The organism is Rheinheimera muenzenbergensis, assembly GCF_036984005.1.
In the GTDB taxonomy this organism is placed as follows: Bacteria; Pseudomonadota; Gammaproteobacteria; order Enterobacterales; family Alteromonadaceae; genus Alishewanella; species Alishewanella muenzenbergensis.
Window position 1 is genome coordinate 64,978 of sequence record NZ_JALAAR010000019.1, and the last position, 22,185, is coordinate 87,162.

The following is a 22,185-nucleotide window of genomic DNA, read 5'->3' on the forward strand; positions in this document are numbered from 1 at the left end:
GTTACAGTGCAAAGTCCTGTAAACGTTCTGATAATTCGACATCGCCGGCCTGTGCCTGTTCCAGCGCAATATCAGCTGAAAGGCGATCATGCCAGGCGCTTTCGTCCCAGATCTCGAATTTATTTAACTGACCTACCAGCCGGATGCCTTTACTCAGGCCTGCGTGCTGGCGCAGTGGAGCCGGCAGCAAAATACGGCCGCTTTTGTCCATGTCACAGTCAGTCGCGTTGCCCAACAGTACGCGCTGTAAACGGCGTTCCTGCGGGTTTAAACTGGATAAGCGTTTTAGTTTTTCTTCTATTTCTTCCCACTCAGCCAGCGGATATAACAATAAACAGGGGTCGTGCAAATCGATGGTGCAAATCAGGTGGCCCTGACAATCAGACAGCAGAAATTCGCGGTAGCGCGCCGGTAGCGCTAACCGTCCTTTCTCGTCCAGCGTCAACGTAAATGAGCCACGAAACATAAGCTTCCTGTACGATTAATTTTTAGCTTTTATTGCGGATAAGCTTAAATGATCCACTTTTACCCACAAATCCCCACAACGATACAGTTTAGGGTGCAGGTTTGACCAATGTCAAGGTAAAAACAGAGCGATTGATCGATTGCGATCACAGTAAAAATAAGCGCTGCAGCAAAGATGATGATTTTGGTGGGAAAAAGTGGAGTTAGATCAAAAGCGACATCAAACAGCCCTGTTTTTATGTACAGTCAATCAAAATATGCTGCTTTTTTCTGCGCTGACTTGCCAAGGCGGAATAAATTATTCAATACTGCTTTGGTATACTAATAACAAATTCCCACATCTGGTTTAAGCAACACAAGGATCCGGCTTTATGGTGTGTTTACTGAAAATCCGCGGCATGCTGGAACAGATGTCGATTATCGAGCGCAAACTGGCGGATTTTATTCTGGATAACGCCCATTTGCTACGGGATTATTCCTCGCAGCAGTTGGCGGATGCGGTCGGTACCAGCCAGTCCAGCGTGGTAAAGTTTTGTCAGAAGCTCGGTTACAAAGGCTATCCTGATTTAAAATTGGCCGTTAATGAAGCGGTGATTACCGCTTCTACCCTGCAACGCAGCGATAGCCACGAGCAGGGACAACAGCAAAGTGACATTAAAACCCTGGTAGAGCAGCTGCAATTTAGTTTGCATAGCCATTTGCGCGGCATTTTAGAAATTAATGACGAAAAGGCGCTGCGTGATGCCAGTGACTGTCTGTTGCAAACCGACAAAGTACTGATCGCCGGCTTTGGCCAATCCGGCATAGTGGCGCACGATATGCAATTCAGGCTGCTGCAGTTGGGTAAGCTGGCCTTACTGCATACCGACCCGGCAATTGCATTGCAACTGGCCAGCACGCTGAGTCAGCACAGCGTGCTGTTGCTGATTTCAGAATCGGGCCAGAATGCCGATTTACTGAAACTGGCCCGTTTCGCCCGCCAACGTCAGATCCGTATCATCAGCCTGACCAGCTTTAAAACCAATGCGCTAAGTCTGGCCGCCGATATAGCGTTATATGCGCTGAGTGGCGATGAAAATGTGCGGCTTAATGCGCTGCTGGTACAACTGGCACAGCAGCATCTGTGTCATATATTGTATTTGCTGCTTTGCCAGCGGCAAAACAATGACCATCTGCTGGAAGAAAGCAGCAAACTGCTGGATTTACTGGAACAGCAATAAAGCCGCTTATCAAGCCGGTCTGTCAGCCGGCTTTAGTCCGGTAACATCTCTAAACCGTCAATCGCGGTAATACCCAGGCCGGGCACGTCGTCAATGGTAATATCGGCATTGTTAAAGGTGACACTGCTTTTTACCGGGTCAAACAAACACAATGACGGGCCGTCCAGATCAATTTTGGTAATCACATCGGATTTTGCCACGGCCACATGCACCGCAGCTGCGACACTGATACTGCCTTCGAGCATACAGCCTATCATGCATTGCATATCGTAAAATGAGCAGATATCGGCAATTTTAATCGCGTTAGCGATACCGCCGGTTTTCATCAGTTTGATATTGATAATATCGGCCGCACGCATTTTAATCAGCTCTATTACTTCACGCGGGCCAAAACTGCTTTCATCGGCCATCACCGGCGTATGCACGCGTTCGGTAATATATTTCAGCCCTTCCAAATCGTAAGCTTTTACCGGCTGCTCGACTAATTCCAGCCGCACACCGGCATCTTCCAGCTTACGCAACGCATACACGGCTTCTTTGGCTGTCCAGCCCTGATTAGCATCCAGCCGGATCAGCGCCTTGCCTTCTACCGCTGCGTAAATGGCTTTTACCCGTTCAATATCTACGCCGATATCTTTGCCCACTTTTACTTTCAGCGTTTCAAAACCTAAATTTACTGCGGCCAGCGAGTCGGCAACCATCTTGTCGATATAGTCGACACTGATAGTAATATCGGTCGTTATATTCGGCACGCCACCACCGAGAATTTTATACAGCGGTGCCTGATACAGTTGGGCAAACAGATCGTACACCGCCATTTCTACCGCAGCTTTGGCGCTGTAGTTTTTGATAATGCAATTTTGGATCAGACGGATAATATGATTCAGGTCGGCAATGTCCTGCCCCAGCAGTTTCGGCTTTATTACCGTACGGATGGCACCGATAATCGACCCATGAATATCGCCGGTGATCACCGCCGTCGCCGGCGCTTCGCCATAGCCGGTGTGGCCGGTATCGGTTTCAATCATCACCACCACATCTTCAATGGTATTAACCGTGCGCAGTGCCGTTTTAAAAGGAGTTTTCAGTGGTATACGTAACATACCCAGCTTAATGTCGGTGATTTTCATAGTATGCTCCGGTTACCGCAGTGATTTAATAGCATAAAGCGCCTGCAGATAAGACTGCTGGGCATTAGCATACAAAGGTTGCAGTGGCGTCACTGCCACTCCATTTAAACTGCCGTGGTACATGCCGCCTTGTACAGGATATATCAGGGTATTAACGTCATGGATCATAAAAACCTCATTGTTGCTGTGGCCCAGATACAAGGCAACATGGCCAGGGAAATACAGTAAATCGCCTATTTGTAGCTGTGCCAGCGCGGCCAGCTTGTCGCTGGGGCTGCTGTCGGCAGTAAAACGGGTATTACGCCCGTAGCTGCCATTGCCCTGCTGCCCCGAGTTACGTGGCATCAGCAGACCAAAACTGCGAAAAATCTCTGAAATAAAGCCGGTGCAATCCCGGCCATTGTAGTCATGGCCCCAGCCATAACGTTCACCAAGAAACTTAAACGCCTGGCCAACAATATTGCGCTCGGTAAAAGCCAGATAACCGATGCTGACATCGCTGCTGCGTGGGATCAGCGCCGGGATCAGGCTTAAACTGCCATCATGCAGCCGTTGCGGCAGCTGCACTATATAACTGGCCGCCGGGTTCTGACCGTACAGCTTATGGCCGGTATCAGCCGCACTGAGTAACGGCAGCCGAACGCCCATCTCCAGCTGCAGCTCAGAAATCGCGCTGATCTCCGGGTTAAATGCCGTGCTGATTTTAGCGCCGGTCACCACCAGAAAAGGCTCACGCTGGCTATAGGCCAGAATTTGCTGTCTGTCGCCAATGGCGATATCGCGGCTAAGTACCCAACCGCTGTAGTTGTAGCTTTGCACCAGCAACCAGTTAGCGTCGCGGCTTTTATGCAACACCGCCACCGGCTCTGCCGGAAACAATGCGGTTTCACTAAAACGATCCAAATCGGTATTCATCTGCTGGTTAAATACCCGATCTACCGTAGGAAAGGCCCGCAGCGCGGTACGCTTTACCACTAAACCGAACTGTACCGCATTAGCCGGCTGCAGTGTGTCCAGTGCCAGCAACGCCTGGTAACGTTGCCAGTCTGAATCGTCCAGCTCTGTGCCATCAGCATAAAAACGGCTGGTCCCGGCTTTTGTACTAACCCGCTGTATTTTAGCGGCCAGTTCTGCTTTGCTTAGTATCACAGGTAAGTTTTGCAGAGCTTGCAGCTCGGGCTGTAACTTAAACGTTTGGCTATTGCGCTCGGTAATGTGTTGCGGACTCAGCAACAACTGGTCGTGTTTGTTGCTTGTCAGCCAGTAATGGCTGTGCAGATGATCTGCAGTTAACAGCGGTACATCTGAGCTAAAGGGTAGTACCGCTGCCTCAACCAACAAACTGCTGATGCAACAGAGTAGCCCAAGTGTTTTTAGCATGCAGTATTCCTTTTATACCGTTATTTTTCATTGCTTTAGTTGTAAATAACCGGTAACAGTTTGCGCAACAGGAATGAAATATTCCAATAATTTACAAAATTAAGCATAATTTATTTTCCAAAGGAAAGAAATATTGCTATGTTAATTTTGTGCAGAAATTAAACATCTGGCACCTCAGCATAAACAACGGGCAACAGAACCCGAAACTGATGGATAGCGATAATAAGACACACCTGCAAATCCAGGAGAGAACGCAATGAAGTTGAACAAACTAATTCAGGCTCTAGCCCTCGCCGGTCTGAGTACACAGTTATATGCCCAGGACGTTGAACCACAAACTGACAGCAGCGATGCCAAAGTAGAACGCATACGTGTTACCGGTTCCAGTATCAAACGCACCGCCATTGAAGGTGCCTTGCCCATTACCGTATTTAGCCGTGCCGAAATAGATGCCGCCGGTATTACGTCAGCAGAGCAGTTATTACTGCAAATGAATATTGCCGGTAACTCATCTGATAACCTGGCCAGTAATGGCGGCATAGTATCAGAAGAGCAACGGGGTAATAATGGTGTCTCAGGTGCCAACCTGCGTGGTCAGGGCGCCGATGCAACCCTGGTACTGCTTAACGGTCGCCGGGTAGCAACCCATGGCTTAAAAGGCCGGGCAGTAGACTTAAACTCCATTCCGTTTGCGGCGCTGGAGCGGGTTGAAGTGCTGCGTGACGGCGCCTCTGCCGTATACGGTACCGATGCTATTGGCGGTGTTATCAACTTTATTACCAAAGAAGACTATACCGGTGCTGAGGCGTCAGCTTTTGTTGACCATACCGAAGCGGGCGGCGGCAATATTTACCGCACTAACCTGCTATTTGGTACCGGCGATATCAATAAAGACGGCTGGAACGTTTTCGGCACCCTGTCGTACAAGAAAAACGAAGTTCTGGCCGGTAATGACCGTGATTTTTCGAATACCTTTCAGCCCGAGCGTGGTTTAGCGCCCGACACCCGCGGTACGCCGTTTGCTACTGTATTTAACCGCGGCGCGACCCAGCCTAACCTGATTGGCACCGGTTTAACCGATCCGCTGGATGGCCAGTCTGTAATTGCTGTGAATATCCTCGACCTGCCCGGCGCCGCTGGCTGTGAAAGCGGCGGTGACATGATGGGGCCTTACGATCAAAAATTGTGGAGCTCAGAATCGTCCCGTTATGCCTGTGCTTACGACTACCCGGCAGCGGCACGTATTCAGCAACCGCAGGAAAGCATCGACTTTATCGGCCGCGCCAGCTTTAAACTGGCCGAAGAGCATATGGCTACCATTGAGTTTGTCGCATCACAGGTAGATGTCAGTAAAGCCTTTGAACCAAACCAGATCTCTCCGGGTTCAACCTTTGGTCCAGCCACCTGGTACCCCAGCACAGGCGTTGCCTACGATGGCATTTATAACGCCCTGGCCGATTACTTTGGTGCCGATCAGCTTAATTATGGCGAACGTATTGCCTACCGCTGGCGCTGTATTGCCTGTGGCCCGCGTGAAATTGATACCACCACCAAGGCTTACCGCTTTCTGGCCGCTTTTGAAGGCGTAGTGGCAAACTGGGATTACAACGTCGGTATTTCCCGTGCGTCCAGCGAGTCGGATTCAACACTGGGTACCGGTTATCATTACACTGCCGAGTTACAGCAAGTGCTGGGCAGCGGTTTAATTAACCCGTTTTTACTGCCGGGCCAAAGCCAGACGGCTGAAGGCATGGCAGCGCTAAATGCCGCGTCGGCTTATGGTGTAAAACTGTATGGCGGCGAGTCAATCATGACCCAAATCGACGCTACCTTCTCAGGTGAGCTGCCGCTTGAATTGCCGGGTGGCAATATTATGATGGCCTTCGGCACCGATTTACGTCGTGAAGAATTCAAATTTAACGGCGATGAGCGCGCTGAAATGCGGCCGGTGTTTAATGCCCCGTTCGACAACGCCAACGTGCTGGATAAAGTCAGCCGTGACATTAAAGCGGTGTTTGCGGAATTCTACCTGCCAGTGCTGGACAATCTGGAAGTGACACTAGCCGGCCGCTATGACAAGTATGACGGCTTTGGTAGCACCACTAACCCGAAAATAGCCTTTAGCTACCGGCCGTTAGAGCAGTTGTTGATCCGCGGTGCTTTTAGTACCGGCTTTAAAGTACCCTCCTTTAACCAGTTGTTTAACGGTATCACCGAGTCGCAATACACCGGCCTGGATTTAGCCGATCCGGCAACCTGCCCTGGTGGCGTAGCCGATGAAACCACCCCGGGTTGTGAGCGTATTCAACCGGTAGAACTGTTTGGTGGTAAAGAAGATTTGGACCCGGAAGAGTCTGAACAAAAGAGCCTGGGCTTTGTCGTTGTGCCAACTGACAACTTTAACTTTAGCCTGGACTGGTGGGAAATTGAGCGCACTGACACTATCCGCTCAGCACCACGCGACGTACTGATTGAAAACTACGACCTGTTTGCCGGCAACTGGCTGCGCAATCCCAGCGGTGATGTGGTCGCCATTGACCGCCGTTACATTAACTCCGGCGGTACCCTGACTCAGGGGATTGAGCTGGACGTTAACCTAACCGGTGAACTGGCCGGTGGCGCCTGGAAAGTCAACCTGAATGGCAGCTATATCGACACCTTTAAAAGCAAGGGCATCGACAGCCTGCCGTACAGTGAAAACCTGGTCGGCGAATATGTGCGCTACTACAACCTGCCCATTAAATGGAAGCACACGCTTAACTTCAGTTATGTCCGTGGTGACTGGAGCCACAGCCTGACCCAGTTATACCGCGATGGCTATAAAGACGAGTTGCCGGTAAGCGTACGCAACGGTACCTATGTACCTGCGCAGTGGGACCCAAATGTTGATGAGTATATTACTTACAACTACAGCGTAACTTATGGCGGTATTGATGATATGAAAGTGACTTTCGGCATCAAAAACCTGTTTGATGAAGATCCGCCATTTACCGCGCACCAAAACGACTTTGCTGCCGGTGCTGCCTGGGAACCACGTATCGCCGATCCGCGTGGCCGTGCTTATACCCTGTTGTTGGAATATAAGTTTATGTAAGCCTTTTCAGCACCTTGCTATCAGTAAGGTGCTGACCTTTGTCATGGACGATAGCTATGTTGCGTGGGTATAACGTGTCATAGCCTCCCAGCTGTTCCTGGTATTTTCAGCCCGCCTTGTGCGGGCTTTTTTATTGCCAGCGCCAGGTTAGCACTAGCTTTGTTAAGCTCTGCCGTTGTTTTGCCGGCCAGGGCCATTGCTGCTGCCGGTTGTGCTGCACACTGTTTAACTGCAGATGTTCCGCACTAAGGCTAAGCCGGTTATTTAAGCGGTAGGTTAACGCCAGCAACACAGCCTGGCCGTGGCCGTTGTTGTCATCACCAATAGTGCTGTCTTTATCGGTTACCTGAAAATCATCATAGCGCAACGTGACGCTGAACTCATTGTGCTGCCAGTTTGCCAGCACAAACCAGGCTGCAAAATCAGCCGCAACAACTGAGGGCCCCATTAGCGTATCACCAGCTAACCACTGCGCCACCAGCTGCCAGTTGTCATTAATCACATGTTGCATAGCCAGGCTGGTAAAACGGGTTCGCCAGGCATATTGTTGATGGCTAAACTGCAATGGGTCGCCCTGATTGTCGTAGTAGTAGGCCCTAACCCGGCTTTGTTGTAAATGCTGCCAATGTACACCGACATAATAACCAGTGCGGTGATCTAACTCGCGGGTGGGTTCTACCCAGGCATTTTGCATCTCAAGCGGTGCGCTTTGTAAACTGGGGTAACGGGCAAAATTAACACGCTCGCCAAGGCCGGTTTGCAAATTATGCAGGGCAAAGCCGCGCCAGGCCAGAATAGTGCCGGCCGGATCATTACCCTGAAACGCCCCGGCCACCGCAGTCCAACTATGATTTGACTGAAAAAAGCTACCGGGCCGGCTCAGGCTTAATTCGCCACCGCGAGTGCGGATCTCTTCTGCAAACCAGCTATTAATGGCCGAAAACGTGCTGCTGTATGGTGAAGTCCAGGCTGTGTCGGTATTTTCCAGTGACATCTGCGGATAAAAATAGCCCAGCCGGCCGCGTACACGATAGCCCGCTACCGGCAAGGGAGCCCAGTTTATCCAGGCTTCGGTTACTGAAACTCCACCTTCAGGTTTGGCATGCCACTGCGCGTTCAGCCTGGCTGAAAATGCCGTGTCGCTGGCGGCGTCAACGCTTATATACTGCGGCCCCAACGAAATTGCCTGTTCGGCATAGTGCAATTGGCCAGTACCGGCATTAAACCAATTTTTGGTAGTTCTGGCTTGCGGTTCTGTTTGCGACCACTGCAGCTCACCTTTGGCAGTAAAGGTTAGCTCCTGCGCAGCTACATTTGCGGCCAGTGGGTAACACAACAACGCCAGCACACAGCGCAGATCAGGTTTTATCATCAGTACTCTCTAAGATGTTTTCGGTGCTTTTCTTTATCGAATGTACTATCGTGAAACAATATTACGCAACTACAACTATAAGCGCAGTTATGCAACGTGCCGTTATGCAAAAATGCTTAGTGCTGGCCTTGCTGGCTTTTTCAGCCCGGTTGGCCGCCGTAACACTGGATATTACAGTAACCGATGCCGAGCAAAAACCTTTGCCGTACACGGTAATAGAGTTGGTTAACAGCCAATACCCTGCAGCAGCGGCACCCGACAATGCCCAGGTGATCCAGCAAGGTTTGAATTTTCAGCCTTTTGTCAGCGTAGTCGCCCAGGGTAGTCTGGTCGAATTTCCCAATCTGGATAAAACCCGCCACCATGTGTATTCATTTTCGAAAGCGAAAACGTTTGAATTGCGCTTGTACGCCGGTAAACCGGAAGCGCCGGTGTTATTTGATCAGCCCGGTGTGGTAACGCTGGGGTGCAATATTCATGACAACATGCTGGCGTATATTTATGTCAGCGCCAGTCGCTACACGGCGGTAACCGACGCCAACGGTCAGGTACATTTTGCTGATCTGCCAGCGGCAGAGTTTCAGCTCAGTTTATGGCATCCCTGGCAGCAGCAAACGCCGGACAGCCAGGCTATTAACCTGAGCCTGGGTAATCAGCAGAAGCAAATTAATTTAAACATCATGCAGCAAGCCTTACCAAAGGCGCCGAAGCGGGGCTTTGGCGACTATTAACAGCCGCCAGCCGGTAAAAGGTGTGAGCCGGCCATTAAGCCGGGTTCTGTGCTCTGTTGCCAGAGTGACAATCATTCCTCTAGGACTTAAGTCGCCTTAAGCCTCAAGCAATCTACCCGCCCCCAACGCGGGCCGCGCCAAAGGGGGCCTATTTGATCTTGCTCCGGGTGGAGTTTACCGTGCCACGAACTGTTACCAGCCGCGCGGTGCGCTCTTACCGCACCCTTTCACCCTTACCTGATCCCACTTACGCGGGCCATCGGCGGTTTGCTCTCTGTTGCACTGGTCGTAGGCTCACGCCCCCCAGGCGTTACCTGGCACCCTGCCCTGTGGAGCCCGGACTTTCCTCCCCCTGCTTACGCAGGCAGCGATTGTCTTGGCCAACTCACGGCCGCAATTATACCCTTTTTAAGCAGCTCCGCCAGTAAATTGGCTAACCCAATTATAACGCAGGCAAACATGTAACCAAAAAGTAAACTTGGAATTCAATAGTGTTTAAATTAAGCTTAAAAGCAGAAAAAAGTATCAAGCAAGACAGAGAACTATTAGCAATCCTGCTGGTTAACACTGTCTAATTTTTATGCACAAATAATGGTTTTTATATTATGAGTTCTTTAGATTTCTTAGGATTAATAGGTACTTTAGCTTCTATAGCTTTGTGGTTTTTAATACCTGTCCTTTGTTGGGTGTTGTATCTGAGAGTGGCGAAAATTGTTCGGTTAGCCGAGGAAAATCAAGACAAACTTAATACTGTTGAGAGAAAGCTTCAGCGCATAGAAAGTCGTCTAAATTCTATGCTAGACAACGAGCAGAAACTGTCATAAAAGTGAATATTACTTGTCGACAGGGGCTGAGAAGCCCCTGCTTTGCCAGTTATTTTTTCCAGCTCAAGGCCAGTTCGTAAAGCGCGTTTTTCTTACCGCCATGAATTTGTGCCGTTAACGCCGCGGCTTTTTTTAGTGGTAACTCACCAAGTAACAGCTTTAGGGTGCTCACTTCAGCCTCAGACACTTCGCTGTCGGCTTTTGGCGTTGGCGCTATCATTAATACCATTTCACCCTGACAGCGCTGTGGATCGGCCTCAAGCCAGGCCGTGATCTGTGCTGCTGTGCCGTATTCCAGATGCTCAAAAGTTTTGGTTAGCTCTTTGGCCAGCACCAGCTCGCGATCACTGCCAAATACCGCCACCACATCCTGCAGCGTGTCTTTAATGCGCCGGGCGGTGTCGTAACAAATAATGGTGCCGACACCGGCGGGTACTTCTGCCAGCTGGTTTTGCCGCTGCTGGCTTTTTGGCAACAGAAAACCGATAAAATGAAATTTATCGGTCGGTAAACCCGCGGCGCATAAGGCGGTAATTAATGCACAGGGGCCTGGTATAGGGATCACCCGCACCCCGGCGTCACGGCACTGGCGCACTAAACTGTAGCCGGGATCGCTTATCAGCGGCGTACCGGCATCAGACACCAAGGCCACACTGTCACCGGCCAGACATTTTTCAATGATGCCGGCAGCGCGTTGCTTTTCATTGTGATCATGCAGCGCTATGGTTTTAGCGCTGATGCCAAGGTGCGACAATAAACGCCCGGTGTGGCGGGTGTCTTCTGCAGCTATCCAGCCCACTTGCTGCAGGGTATTGATAGCGCGCTGGCTAATATCGTCCAGGTTGCCAATCGGCGTGGCCACTACATATAAAAAACCGTTTTCTTTTGCCATTATCTAATTTAAACACGCTATTTGTTTGAGCTTAACCGGCAGTCTCAGTAAGATAAGACCATTGTTTCGCTATGGTACTGTGCATTGTGACTTCCAGCAAATTAAAGCCCCTGTTATTTCTCTGTATCAGCAGCCTGTTATTAAGCTGTACCTCAGGGCCAAAACACACTCCGACATCGGCACCGCAGCAAACCGGGCAAAGCGACAGCAGCACCGAACCCCAGGTCTCGGCCCGCGTGCTCTATGCGCAGGCGGGGCGCTATGAAGGCGAGGCACAGCATTACCATCTGCTAAAAGCCGCCCGCCAGGCCTTAGCTGAACAGGACAATAAACTGGCGCTGGCGATAACAGAAAGCCTGCGGTTAAGTGCCTATCCGCTGATACAGCGCCAGTTAATGCTGCCTTTGCTGCAAGCTTATCTGGCGACAGCACAACATAGCCGTACCAGCCAATTAATTGATAATACAGCTTTAACTGACGTAGCAGATGCAGACCAGCCTCAGTTTCTCTGGTTGTCGGCACAATATCTGACATCACAGTTACGCTACCTGCAAGCCAGCAAACTGCTTTTGCAGCTAACGCAAAATCCCGTTGATCACGACGCCCAGCCGCAGCAGTACGCCTTATTGTGGCAAAATCTGGCCGCACTGAGCGACAGCCAGCTGGATGCGCTGCGCATTGGCGCCAACCAATACAGCCTGGGCTGGTTAAGTCTGGCACAGTTAAGCCGGCGTTATATCGGCCAGCCGCAACAGCTACAGCAGGCGTTTGCGCAGTGGCAACAGCGCTATCCGGGCCTGACAGCCGGCCATCCGTTACCCGAAGCAGCATTGCAACTGTTAAGCCTGACGCCCTATCAGCCGCAACGTATTGCCGTATTGCTGCCGCTGTCCGGCCAGTTCAGCCAGCACGCCCAGGCGGTGCAATACGGCATTTTGTCGGCCGCCAGCCTGCAAAATAACGCCGAACTCACCTTTATTGACAGCCAGCAACCTATAGCGGCGCTGGTGCAGCAGGTTGGCCAGGCGCAGGCCGACTTTGTTATTGGGCCCCTGCTTAAAGATCAGGTAGACAGCATTAGCCAGGCAAGCGACTGGCCGTGGCCAACGTTATTTTTGAACAGCAAAGACAGTGCCACCGCTGCCAAAGCCGAACGTTATTATTTTGCCCTGAGTATGGAAGATGAAGCCACGCAAATGGCACAGCTGTTTCAGCAAAAAAATTACCGCCGGCCGGTTATAATCAGTGCCGCCAGTAATATCAGTTTGCGTATGCAGCAGCGGTTTATCAGCCAGTGGCGCCAGTTTGGCCACGACACGCCAGAGCATTATCAGTTTAACGCCAAAGCCGATCTGGACAGCCTGATTAACAAATTGCTGGAAACCGATCGTAGCCGTGAGCGGCTAAGCAGCATTAAAAATCTGATCAGCGACAAAGTGGAAGCCGAACCACACAGCCGGCTGGACATTGATGCCATTTACCTGATTGCCGACCCGGTGCAGACCCGGCTGTTTAAACCCTTTGTTGATGTCTCCGTTAGCCCGACAGCGCCAAAATTACCGGTGTATGCCAGCTCACGCAGCCACAGCACCAGAGTAGACAGCACCGACGTGCGAGACTTAAACGGCCTGACCTTTACTGAAATGCCCTGGTTACTGGGCGAGCAAAACAGCGTACAGCTACGCCAGCAATATCAGCAAATATTCGCTGAGCAGGATGAAACCCTGCAGCGTTTGTTTGCCATGGGCTTTGATGCTTATAAACTGCTGGGCAGTTTGCGCCAGCAGCAACAATTGCCGGCAGCGGTATTTTCCGGCCTTACCGGACAGTTACGGCTGGACAACGATGGTAGCCTGGTGCGGCAGTTAAGCTGGGCCACTTACCGCAATAATCGCTTACGCTCGTTGCAGGAACCCTAAGCAAGCATGAATAAACTGGGGCAACTGTACGAACAACTGGCGCTGAGTTATCTGCAACAGCAGGGGCTTAGCCTGGTGCAGCAAAATTTTCAGTGTAAAACCGGTGAAATAGACTTAATTATGCGCGACGGCGCTACGCTGGTTTTTATTGAAGTAAAGTACCGTGCCAGCACTGCCTTTGGCGGCGCTCTTGCTGCCGTAAGCTATAGCAAACAACAAAAGCTGCTGCGCAGCTGTCGCTGGTATTTGCAACAGTTTCGCTTAAGCGACCAGCCATGCCGGTTGGACGTGCTGGCGATAGAAGGCGCGGCTCCATATCAGTATCAGTGGCTGAAAAATGCAATTTCACAGTAGTTCTAGTGGCAGGAAACCGTAATGCAGGAACATATTCGTCAGTTATTCAGTGAAAATATTCAAACCATGATCGCCGCAGGCGAAAGCCTGTCAGGTTCGCTGGAAAACGCCGCCCTGGTCATAGTGCACAATTTGGTGAGTGGCGGTAAGGTAATATGCTGTGGTGACGGCGCTACCGCCGGCCTGGCCAGCCACTTTGCCCAGTTACTGCTGGATAAATTTGAAACCGATCGCCCCTGCTTGCCGGCACTGGCATTGCAGCAATACAGCAACAGCCTGCAGCAACATCAGCAGCACGACTACCTGGCCCGGCAAATTAAAGCCTTAGGGCAAAATAATGATGTGTTACTGGTAGTATCGGCCAGTGGCAGTGAACCCAGCTTAATAAAAGCAGTCGAAGCTGCACTAACCAATGATATGAAAATAGTCGCCCTTACCGTCGACGGTAATGTCGAACTGTCGGGCTTGTTAAACCAGCAAGACGTGGAATTAAAAGTACCGGCGCACCGGCCGGCACGTATATTTGAATGCTTTACCTTTATACTGCACAGCCTGTGTGAGGTAATAGAATTAACCTTATTTCCGCAACAAGGAGATGTATGAACCGGATTAAATTAATAGCCGCCCTAACACTGCTGGCATTATTACAAGGCTGTGCCGCAGCCGTCGTTGCAGGTGGCGCCGGCGCAGTAACAGCCGCCAACGACAGACGCACGCTGGGCGCACAGATAGACGATAAAAACGTGGTGTTAAAAGCGCAGCGCGCGCTGGCCGATAACGCAGTTACCGCTGAAGGCAGCAATATCAATGTCACCAGCTACAACGGCGTGATCCTGCTAACCGGCCAAACCCGCAATGAGCAAATCCGCCAGCAGGCGCAGGCACTGGTGCGCCAGCTCGATGGCGTGCGCGATGTACAAAACCAGATCCGGCTCGGCAATAACACCGCCCTGACTACCCGCACTCGCGACAGCTGGATCTCAACCAAAGTAAAAACCCAGCTGCTGGCCGACAAGCAAGTCAGCGGTTTAAATATCAAAGTAGTGACAGAAAACGCTGAAGTGTTTTTAATGGGCATCGTCAGCGAGCAGGAAGCCGCCAATGCAGTAGAAATTACCCGTCATGTAGAAGGCGTCGCCCGCGTGATACGCGCTTTTGAGATCCGTTAATTCCACCTAGTCTCAGCAAAGTTCTGAATAAATGTTTAGAACTTTGTTAACCATCTAAACTGCAACACTACTTAGCTACTTATTAAGCTTAGTTACGTTCATTTCTTCAACAACACGCACAAATCCGATAAAACCTTCTGCTAACAAGTCACCGTTAAAAACATAGCTTCACCCACACATCAAAACACACCAATAATTCACATACATTAACTTTTAATAAATTTAAAATAAGAAATTTATCAATTTTTTATTTGCGCACAAACTTAAAGTACACCTCGGTTTTGCCCATTTTTCTTGCAATAAAATAGCGGTGAAGCTGCAGTTGAAACCTTAAGGATTAAGTGTAGAGGGAATTTCGTAGCGCAGCTGTTAGTTGCTTTTTCAACAGCTATTACAAAAAGGTTCTGCAATCTACAAAGCCATAATGCCTGTGTTACTGGCATTGCCCAACTTAACCGTAAGCTTTCAGGATATTTACTGAGCATGGCACTTATCACTCACCGATAAGTCGTGTTTATTACTTTTATTACTGATTTACGGGGTATACATGGTGCCTAAAAAGATAGTTCTCTGCCTCTTTCTAAGCCTTTTCTCAGGGGCAAACGAGGCAGAGTTAATTGAATTTAAACAAGCCGGCATAGCACAAGTAAAAGGGTTTGTCGGTATAGGCTGCGGCGCAGGAGTGATGACAGGTGTACATTTAACCAGTGATACTCCACGGGCATTATGTGCGCCCTTAACCGTTGATCCTTTGTCTATTGTGCAAATAAAAGCGCAGAAGGATTCTAGGTATGTTTGTCCGTTGGGCTCAGCCATATTATTAGTCTCACCAGATACCTCTATCGTTGTCTGTGGCGAGCCGGCAAGCAGTCGTATTCGCCCGCTTAGCGTACCTTCTCAATTCGTAGACTATCGCAGTGATGTTCCTGCATGCCCTTCCGGTCAAGTTGTAACAGCAATTTCGTTAACCCAGCTACAAGCTGAGTGCACTAAGTTAATTGAATAAGGACATTCAGATGAAAAAACTGACACTGCTTAGCTTTCTGCTAATTGCCGCGCCTCTGTCGGCGAAAACCATTAAAGATTTTGCCGGTTGCGATTGGGTAATCCCTGGTTACTACAAAACAGCGGACGAACCGACAGCTGTTCATCACTTTAGAAACTTTAAAAATGATAAAAGTCTTGAGGTGATTGCATTTTATAACTTCGATATTCAGCCAAAGAAATATGCCGAGCATGACTATCTCAAACTAATGCATTCAGCAGAATTCGAAGGCACCCGGCTGGATAGCTATCAATTGTCTGATGAAAGCGTAGGCTTCGGTGCGGCCCACATTGAATTTTCTTTGAGTGCAAACAATCAGTCGGTGGTGATCGTCACAGACGATTTTAATTATGCCCAAAAGCTACTAACCAAATGTGTTGATGAAAGTTTGGTGCTTCAGCACCTCACTCATCTGACCCGCGCTGACTAACATTTCAGGGACGAATAATTATGATTAAAACGCTGCTTAAACTGGCGTCTATCTGTCTGATCCTCTTTGCATTTGCAGTGCAAGCTGTTCCGGCAAGACCCAACCAACCAACGGTGGTGCTCACCTATCATCCAAACGTGATGAGTGTTTATTGGGACCCGGTAAACAGAGCTACTCGCTATAACGTCATCCAAATTAAAGATGGCCAATGGAGCTCAGTAAAAACGGTCACCCACACAGCCGCCGACTTTGTCGGAGCACCGGGGAGCGTATATCAGTACGCCGTGAATGCCTGTGACAATACATCTGAGTGTTCATTTGACTCGCCATATAGCGTACCGTTTCAAATGCCAGCTAAAACAGCAACGCCCACGTTTTCGCCGGGGAGCAGCCAGCAATATTTTGGCACCAATGTGACAATTAATGCAGTTAGCGGAGCCACGATTTACTACACCCTAAACGGCACCAACCCCAGCACGTCGTCAGCGGTATACAGCCAGCCAATTCGACTAAGCAACAATATAACCATCAGAGCGATGGCACATAAACCTGGACTGATGTACAGCGATATCGCTTCAGCAGCGTATACTATCAAAGCCCCACCGGTGCCGAACGACCTTCGAGTGCGTGACGGCAATAGCAACGAAGTCATCTTCAGCTATGGTGATACAACAAGTGCGACCTATTATCTGATTACACCTTATGCTGCAGGGGTGGCACAAACGCCAAGAACCACTGATCAAACCAGCTATCCCTATCCTGCGATCCCTTTTACACCATACTCCTTTACCGTTGAGGCATGTAATGGTCTGAACTGCTCCGCCGTTAGCAGTAGAAGCGCAGAGCACACCTATATTATTCCGCCAACGGTGCCAACAGGTGTGCAAATGATACCCGGCCCACCTGCCAGCCAAATGAACCTTAGCTGGGACGGCAACATCCGTGCAACCTACTATGAAGTGCGAAAAACCGTAAATGGTACATCAACAATAGAAAACGTCGGCAACGTCACGTCAAAGACTTACCCAGGTACAGAAGGCAGCACTTACAGCTTTGAAGTCAGAGCCTGTAACACTAAAGGCTGTTCGGCATTTAGCGCAGCGACACCGCCGTATCCAATACCAATTTCTGTGGCAACACCACAAATTACCCCGCCCAGCGGCAGATACAGCAGTGCTCAAACCGTCAATATCAGCGTCGCAGGCGGCGATCAAATTCGCTACACCCAGGATGGCAGTGATGTCACGGCGGGTTCACCGGTTTATTCAGGTCCCTTTACCGTCAGCACCAGCCGCACTGTTAAGGCTAGAGCGTTCAGATCTGGTGCCTATGGCGCTCAAGAGACCCGCAACTACACAATAGACATTCCTGTAGAAGTCGGCACGCCGCAAATCACCCCACCAAGCGGCAGATACAGCAGTCCCCAGACAGTCAGTATGAGCGTCGCTGGCGGTGCGCAAATTCGCTACACCCAGGATGGCAACGATGTTACAGAAAGCTCACCGTTATATTCGGGGCCTTTTACTGTTAGCACCAGTCGCACTGTCAAAGCAAGAGCATATAAATCGGGAAACAGTGGCTCTCAAGAGACCCGCAACTACACAATAGATATCCCTGTAGAAGTCGACACGCCGCAAATCACCCCGCTAAGCGGCACATATAGCAGTGCTCAGACAGTCAGCATGAGTGTTTCAACTAGCGGCGCGGTAATCCGCTATACCGTCGATGGTAGCACAGTAAATAGCTCCTCACCCCAGTACACCGTGCCGTTTACTGTCAACACCACCCGGACCGTTAAAGCCAGAGCATACAAATCAGGACATAGCGGTTTAGAAACCGTTCGAAACTACGTAATCGACATTCCTGTAGAAGTCGGCACGCCACAGTTTAGTGTACCTGCCGGTACCTATAGCAGTGCCCAGACTGTCACACTAACGGCAACACCAACGGATGCAATTATCCGTTATACGCTTGACGGTAGCAGCGTAACGACAAGTTCAGCCCAGTACGCGACGCCTATAACCGTAAGCGCCAGTTTGACATTAAAAGCTAAAGCCTTTAAAGGCACCTCAACCAGTGCTGAGTCGAGCGCAGCATATGTTATCAACGCAGCAATACCTGATTGGGCGCTGCGCACTGAGTCAACCGTTGCGGAATCTAGTGTACCTTTCTCGCCCTATCAGCCGTCGGCATCTGTTGTGCCGGGCGTTATTGCAGCAGAGGCTGGCGTTTCAGGTGGTCAGGCAGGCTACACAATTCCAATTAGCATCGTACCGGGCCGGGCCGGTATGCAGCCTTCGGTGGCGCTGTCTTACAGTTCACGCTCAGGCAATGGTATAGCCGGTATGGGCTGGAGTTTACAGGCTGCATCGGCCATAAGCCGCTGTGGCAGCAGCTTTGCCACAGATGGCATAAGCCGGGCCGTTACCCTGACCAACAGCGATAAGCTGTGCTACAACGGTAGCCGTTTAATGTTGGTGAGCGGCACTTACGGTACCAATGGTGCTGAGTACGCGCTGGAAATGGACAATATGAGCCGTGTTGTGCAAAACGGCGGAGATATGGCCCAGAGCGTTAGCAGCTTTACCGTGTATGAAGCCTCTGGTCGCACCTTGCAGTTTGGCAGTAGCAGCAATGGCAAGGTAGTACCAGCCGGCCAAAGTATTACCCAGCAATGGTTACTGCAGAGCGTGGCGGATGTAACAGGTAAAAATACCATGCGTTATGTCTATCAGCACAACGCGCAGGCCGAAGTGTTGCTTAGCCAAATTATGTATACCGGTAATGCCAGTTCAGACGACGGCAGGGGCATGGTTGAGTTTGCTTATCAGGCCCGTAACGACAAAACATTAAGCTATGTTGCTGGTGGTAAAGTACAGCAGACCCAGCGTTTAGCCAGTATTACTACATCCTATGACGGCGGCACTGTTCGCCAATATCGCCTTGGTTACGGCGGCGTCAGCGCTGGCTCTGGCCGCACCTTGCTGCGCCAGATAACTGAATGCGCTTATTTTGATGGCGCAGTAGAATCTTGCCTGGCACCAACAGTATTTAATTGGTCTGAGCAGCATGCCGGTTATGCACTGCAGTACGTTCCTTACGCCGGATACGACGCTTTCAGAACCATTACCCAGGCGCTGCCTCGCGGCGATGTTAACGGTGACGGCAGCCGCGACTGGAACGGCAACTTTGTTGATGCCGAAGACAATTTGCAGGCCACGCACAACTTTGAACTGGCAGGCTGTTACTTCGATAATCACCGCCAGACCTATATCTGTAATCAGGCCGATTTTAACCTTGATGGCCGTACTGACGGCACAGATGAAACTGGCAGTACGCTGCGTTTGGCCATTACCAATGGCGAGGGGGCAACACTTTCTGCGTCATGGATTAATACTGGCATTACTCTTACTGGTAACTCTAATTCGCCGCTGGGAAGGGATCGCATTGAAGGTTTTGCTGACTTTAACGGTGATGGCTGGCCTGATCTGCTGATGTATCGTGTTAATGGTAGCGCACCGGATTACCGCGTTTACCTGCACTCAAAAAATACCTTAGCGCCTTATGCTGGTAGCGGCATTGTGGTACACACCCCGGCACTGGACGGTAGCCCGGCTGAGCGCTTTGCCACAACCTCAGTGCAGCTAACCGGCGATATGAATGGCGACGGCCTGGCCGATTTAGTCGTAATGAACAGCAAAAACCGCTTTTATTCCTACCCACAGTCCATGCCGGCCAAAGTGCTGTATAACAGCTGGAATGGCAGCACTCTAAGCTTTAGCAGTGTTAATCTGCCGTTTGCGCCAACATTGCATCAGTGGAGCTACTTTAGCTACTTTATTGACGTTAACAGTGACGGCTTAACCGACTGGATTGGCTGGAATGACGTCTCTGGCTTGCAGTATTCACTGAATACCGGCAAAGCCTTTACGCCACTGGCAGATGTCAGCGGCGATACCAGCTGGCTGGTAAGCCGCTCCTACCATGCCATTAATGCGGTGAATGCATCTGAAGAGCAAACCATTTATTACCCCAAGTACAGCGGTGCTTTCAGGGTAATGGATGTCAATAACGATGGCCAGTCGGAGCTGTTGGTACCCGGTCAGCGTTTAATTGAGTCGTGCATTATATATGGCGATATGGAGGGCAATCGTACTATCACCAGAGAGTTCTGTGGTGATGCCATGTATGGTGCGGTGCGCTTTAACGGTAACTCTCATGCTACCAGTCCAATCCCGGCAGAGAGCATTGACGAAAGTATCTACCGCTACAATGCAGTGCAGTTTACCCTGGCAGAAAACGGTGAACTGAGCGTTGCTCTGGTGCCTACCGATCTGATTGGCTCTGCCACGCAAAGTGCCGCGGTGGACGCTTACGGCAATGGCCTGGACAACCTGATGTTTACCTATGGCACCCGCTTTAACTTTGAAACAGAGCCTGTGCAGCGTTTTAATGGCTCAACCAGCCCGCTGGGCAGCCAATACGGTACCTGGATAAACCGCAACCTTGGCGATAGCAGCAGCGGCCAGACCATGATGGACGCGCTGGTTTCAGTCAGTGATGCTGCAGGCAAAACCGCACGTTGGAATTATCTGCCATTATCCAGCGGTCAAAACACGGTAGATGAATTGCCGCTGTATGCGACCTCGCACGATTATGTGGCAGACAATCAGCATTTCCATTTTGCCTCCAGCATGTACGTGGTATCCCACTTTAGCCAAAGCAACGGCACCGGCGGCGAAAATCAGCAGCGCTACGCCTATCGCGGTGCGGTGTATAACCATGCCGGTAAAGGTTTCTCTGGCTTTCGCTCGGTTATCCAGCAAGATATGACAAGAGGCATAATAGAGCATGCCGATTACCTGCAAAAAATGCCGTTTACCGGCCGCTTGCAGGGCCTGTTTAAGTTCCGTAGCAGTGAATATCCGGGCGGGCAGTTTAATCTGATCCAGGGTTGGTCATCTGATATCAACTACACCAACACCGGCCAGGATGCGTTTTATGTCAGTGGCGCAGAGGATGCCTTTGAGCAAACCGTACAGCGTTGGGCACTGAACACTGTGCATAAAGCTCAGTCAGGCAGTTGTAGCGTCTCAACAGACCCGGTAACCGCTAACGAGCAGTGGCAGTGCGGCGAAGGCCAGCACCGTTATTCGGTATACCCTGTGCACAGCACCACGGTTAAACGCGATTTACAATCCAAGGTGCAGCTGTCAGTGCAGCAAACCGAGCAAAGTGCCGTTGATGTATACGGCAATGTGCTAACACAAACACAAAGCACTGAGGATGACTATGGCCTGTACAGTAAAACGCTGACACAGGTATTTGATGGCAGCACCAGCTGGCCGGATAAACTCAGCAGCCGCACCGTTACCAGCCATGCGGTGCAACAGCGCCATGCTAATGATCCCTATAACAGCAGCGCTACACCTGATGTTGACAGCTGGGTGCGCACCACCTTTAGCAACTTTCACAGCTCACGCCAGCCACAGCAGGTAGCGGTTACTGCCTCTGATAGCAGCAGAAGTAAAACCATTACTACCAGTTTTAATGCCTATGGTTTACCGCTAACGTTAACAGAAACAGCCGATGTGATGGACATGGCCGGCAATTGGCAAAGCAGCAGCCGCACCACCACGCTGGAGTATGGCGATACCGTTGCCCGCGCCGATGGTGCCTTTGTCTATCGCACCACTAACCCGGCGCAGCATACACAAGTCACTAAAACCTCAGCGGCAACCGGCCTGGTGCAATCAAGTATCGATGCCAATAACCTGCAAACCCAGTTTAGTTATGATGTGTTTGGCCGTATGACCGCGCAACAAACGCCTGGCGCAGGTGAAGTACGGGTTGCGCTGGACAGCACCAGCTATGATAACAATGCCCCCCAGCAGGCAGTCTGGATGCAGGTAACCCAGCAGCGCGGCATGCCACAGCAACGGGTGTACTTCGATATGCTCGGTCGCGATATCCGCACGGCGGTACAAGGTTTTGAAGGCAACTGGATAAACCGCGATAAACGCTATGACGCGGCTGGCCGGTTAGAGGCAGAATCACAACCCTATATGCAAGGCAGTGCGCCTGCCTGGACAGAATACAGTGGTTTTGACGAGCTAAACCGCCCTGGCCAGAAAGTAACTCATGATAACCGCCTGAGCAT

The 22,185-nt window shown here is 50.6% G+C and carries 15 protein-coding genes and 1 other RNA gene; 10 read left to right on the forward strand and 6 right to left on the reverse strand.

Annotation, left to right across the window (positions count from 1 at the left end; all coding sequences use genetic code 11):
• Position 1: 1 nt before the first annotated feature.
• Positions 2–466, reverse strand: a complete 465-nt coding sequence (gene mraZ / locus MN202_RS17890; protein WP_335737508.1) for a division/cell wall cluster transcriptional repressor MraZ — start codon at positions 464–466, stop codon at positions 2–4.
• Between the two features lie 370 nt (positions 467–836).
• On the opposite strand from mraZ, the gene MN202_RS17895 reads away from it, so the two are divergent.
• Positions 837–1,685, forward strand: a complete 849-nt coding sequence (locus MN202_RS17895) for a MurR/RpiR family transcriptional regulator (protein WP_335737509.1) — start codon at positions 837–839, stop codon at positions 1,683–1,685.
• A gap of 32 nt (positions 1,686–1,717) precedes the next feature.
• Here the strand turns inward: MN202_RS17895 and MN202_RS17900 are convergent, their stop codons facing one another.
• Together MN202_RS17900 and MN202_RS17905 are read right to left on the reverse strand one after the other, a co-directional pair.
• Positions 1,718–2,815, reverse strand: a complete 1,098-nt coding sequence (locus MN202_RS17900; RefSeq protein WP_335737510.1) for a dipeptide epimerase — start codon at positions 2,813–2,815, stop codon at positions 1,718–1,720.
• 12 nt (positions 2,816–2,827) lie between these two features.
• On the reverse strand, positions 2,828–4,195 hold the full coding sequence (locus MN202_RS17905) for a C40 family peptidase (RefSeq protein WP_335737511.1): 1,368 nt from the start codon (positions 4,193–4,195) through the stop codon (positions 2,828–2,830).
• Between the two features lie 256 nt (positions 4,196–4,451).
• Here MN202_RS17905 and MN202_RS17910 point away from each other — a divergent pair, with 256 nt between their 5' ends.
• The gene (locus tag MN202_RS17910) at positions 4,452–7,289 is read left to right on the forward strand and encodes a TonB-dependent receptor (protein ID WP_335737512.1); all 2,838 of its coding nucleotides are present in this window, start codon (positions 4,452–4,454) and stop codon (positions 7,287–7,289) included.
• 130 nt (positions 7,290–7,419) lie between these two features.
• On the opposite strand, the gene MN202_RS17915 is transcribed toward MN202_RS17910, so the two are convergent.
• Entirely contained in the window at positions 7,420–8,661 is a 1,242-nt protein-coding gene (locus MN202_RS17915; RefSeq protein WP_335737513.1) for a TonB-dependent receptor, read from the reverse strand.
• Between the two features lie 104 nt (positions 8,662–8,765).
• Between MN202_RS17915 and MN202_RS17920 the strand changes: the two genes are divergently transcribed.
• On the forward strand, positions 8,766–9,392 hold the full coding sequence (locus tag MN202_RS17920) for a methylamine utilization protein (protein ID WP_335737514.1): 627 nt from the start codon (positions 8,766–8,768) through the stop codon (positions 9,390–9,392).
• Positions 9,393–9,411: 19 nt separating this feature from the next.
• On the opposite strand, the gene rnpB is transcribed toward MN202_RS17920, so the two are convergent.
• Positions 9,412–9,780: RNase P RNA component class A (gene rnpB, locus MN202_RS17925), an RNA gene on the reverse strand.
• 485 nt (positions 9,781–10,265) lie between these two features.
• Positions 10,266–11,108, reverse strand: coding sequence for a 16S rRNA (cytidine(1402)-2'-O)-methyltransferase (gene rsmI, locus MN202_RS17930; protein ID WP_335737515.1), 843 nt, complete (start codon positions 11,106–11,108; stop codon positions 10,266–10,268).
• An 86-nt stretch (positions 11,109–11,194) separates the two neighbouring features.
• Here rsmI and MN202_RS17935 point away from each other — a divergent pair, with 86 nt between their 5' ends.
• The 7 genes from MN202_RS17935 to MN202_RS17965 all read left to right on the forward strand — a co-directional run.
• Positions 11,195–13,027 carry a penicillin-binding protein activator gene (locus tag MN202_RS17935; protein ID WP_335737516.1) on the forward strand — a complete coding sequence of 611 codons (1,833 nt, stop codon included), beginning with the start codon at positions 11,195–11,197 and terminating at the stop codon, positions 13,025–13,027.
• A 6-nt stretch (positions 13,028–13,033) separates the two neighbouring features.
• The gene (locus tag MN202_RS17940) at positions 13,034–13,381 is read left to right on the forward strand and encodes a YraN family protein (RefSeq protein WP_335737517.1); all 348 of its coding nucleotides are present in this window, start codon (positions 13,034–13,036) and stop codon (positions 13,379–13,381) included.
• A 21-nt stretch (positions 13,382–13,402) separates the two neighbouring features.
• Positions 13,403–13,984, forward strand: a complete 582-nt coding sequence (locus MN202_RS17945; RefSeq protein WP_335737518.1) for an SIS domain-containing protein — start codon at positions 13,403–13,405, stop codon at positions 13,982–13,984.
• Positions 13,981–14,550, forward strand: coding sequence for a BON domain-containing protein (locus MN202_RS17950; protein ID WP_335737519.1), 570 nt, complete (start codon positions 13,981–13,983; stop codon positions 14,548–14,550). The genes MN202_RS17945 and MN202_RS17950 overlap by 4 nt, the downstream gene beginning before the upstream one ends.
• A 547-nt stretch (positions 14,551–15,097) precedes the next feature.
• On the forward strand, positions 15,098–15,556 hold the full coding sequence (locus MN202_RS17955) for a hypothetical protein (RefSeq protein ID WP_335737520.1): 459 nt from the start codon (positions 15,098–15,100) through the stop codon (positions 15,554–15,556).
• A 10-nt stretch (positions 15,557–15,566) separates the two neighbouring features.
• On the forward strand, positions 15,567–16,025 hold the full coding sequence (locus MN202_RS17960; protein WP_335737521.1) for a hypothetical protein: 459 nt from the start codon (positions 15,567–15,569) through the stop codon (positions 16,023–16,025).
• A 20-nt stretch (positions 16,026–16,045) separates the two neighbouring features.
• The coding region (locus MN202_RS17965) for a chitobiase/beta-hexosaminidase C-terminal domain-containing protein (RefSeq protein ID WP_335737522.1) at positions 16,046–22,185 on the forward strand (6,140 nt) is incomplete at its 3' end.

Bases quoted from the DNA above. Each gene is read 5' to 3' on its own strand.
- mraZ (WP_335737508.1), bottom strand. From the start codon at position 466: ATGTTTCGTGGCTCATTTACGTTGACGCTGGACGAGAAAGGACGGTTA.
- MN202_RS17895 (WP_335737509.1), top strand. From the start codon at position 837: ATGGTGTGTTTACTGAAAATCCGCGGCATGCTGGAACAGATGTCGATT.
- MN202_RS17900 (WP_335737510.1), bottom strand. From the start codon at position 2,815: ATGAAAATCACCGACATTAAGCTGGGTATGTTACGTATACCACTGAAA.
- MN202_RS17905 (WP_335737511.1), bottom strand. From the start codon at position 4,195: ATGCTAAAAACACTTGGGCTACTCTGTTGCATCAGCAGTTTGTTGGTT.
- MN202_RS17910 (WP_335737512.1), top strand. From the start codon at position 4,452: ATGAAGTTGAACAAACTAATTCAGGCTCTAGCCCTCGCCGGTCTGAGT.
- MN202_RS17915 (WP_335737513.1), bottom strand. From the start codon at position 8,661: ATGATAAAACCTGATCTGCGCTGTGTGCTGGCGTTGTTGTGTTACCCA.
- MN202_RS17920 (WP_335737514.1), top strand. From the start codon at position 8,766: ATGCAAAAATGCTTAGTGCTGGCCTTGCTGGCTTTTTCAGCCCGGTTG.
- rsmI (WP_335737515.1), bottom strand. From the start codon at position 11,108: ATGGCAAAAGAAAACGGTTTTTTATATGTAGTGGCCACGCCGATTGGC.
- MN202_RS17940 (WP_335737517.1), top strand. From the start codon at position 13,034: ATGAATAAACTGGGGCAACTGTACGAACAACTGGCGCTGAGTTATCTG.
- MN202_RS17945 (WP_335737518.1), top strand. From the start codon at position 13,403: ATGCAGGAACATATTCGTCAGTTATTCAGTGAAAATATTCAAACCATG.
- MN202_RS17950 (WP_335737519.1), top strand. From the start codon at position 13,981: ATGAACCGGATTAAATTAATAGCCGCCCTAACACTGCTGGCATTATTA.
- MN202_RS17955 (WP_335737520.1), top strand. From the start codon at position 15,098: ATGGTGCCTAAAAAGATAGTTCTCTGCCTCTTTCTAAGCCTTTTCTCA.
- MN202_RS17960 (WP_335737521.1), top strand. From the start codon at position 15,567: ATGAAAAAACTGACACTGCTTAGCTTTCTGCTAATTGCCGCGCCTCTG.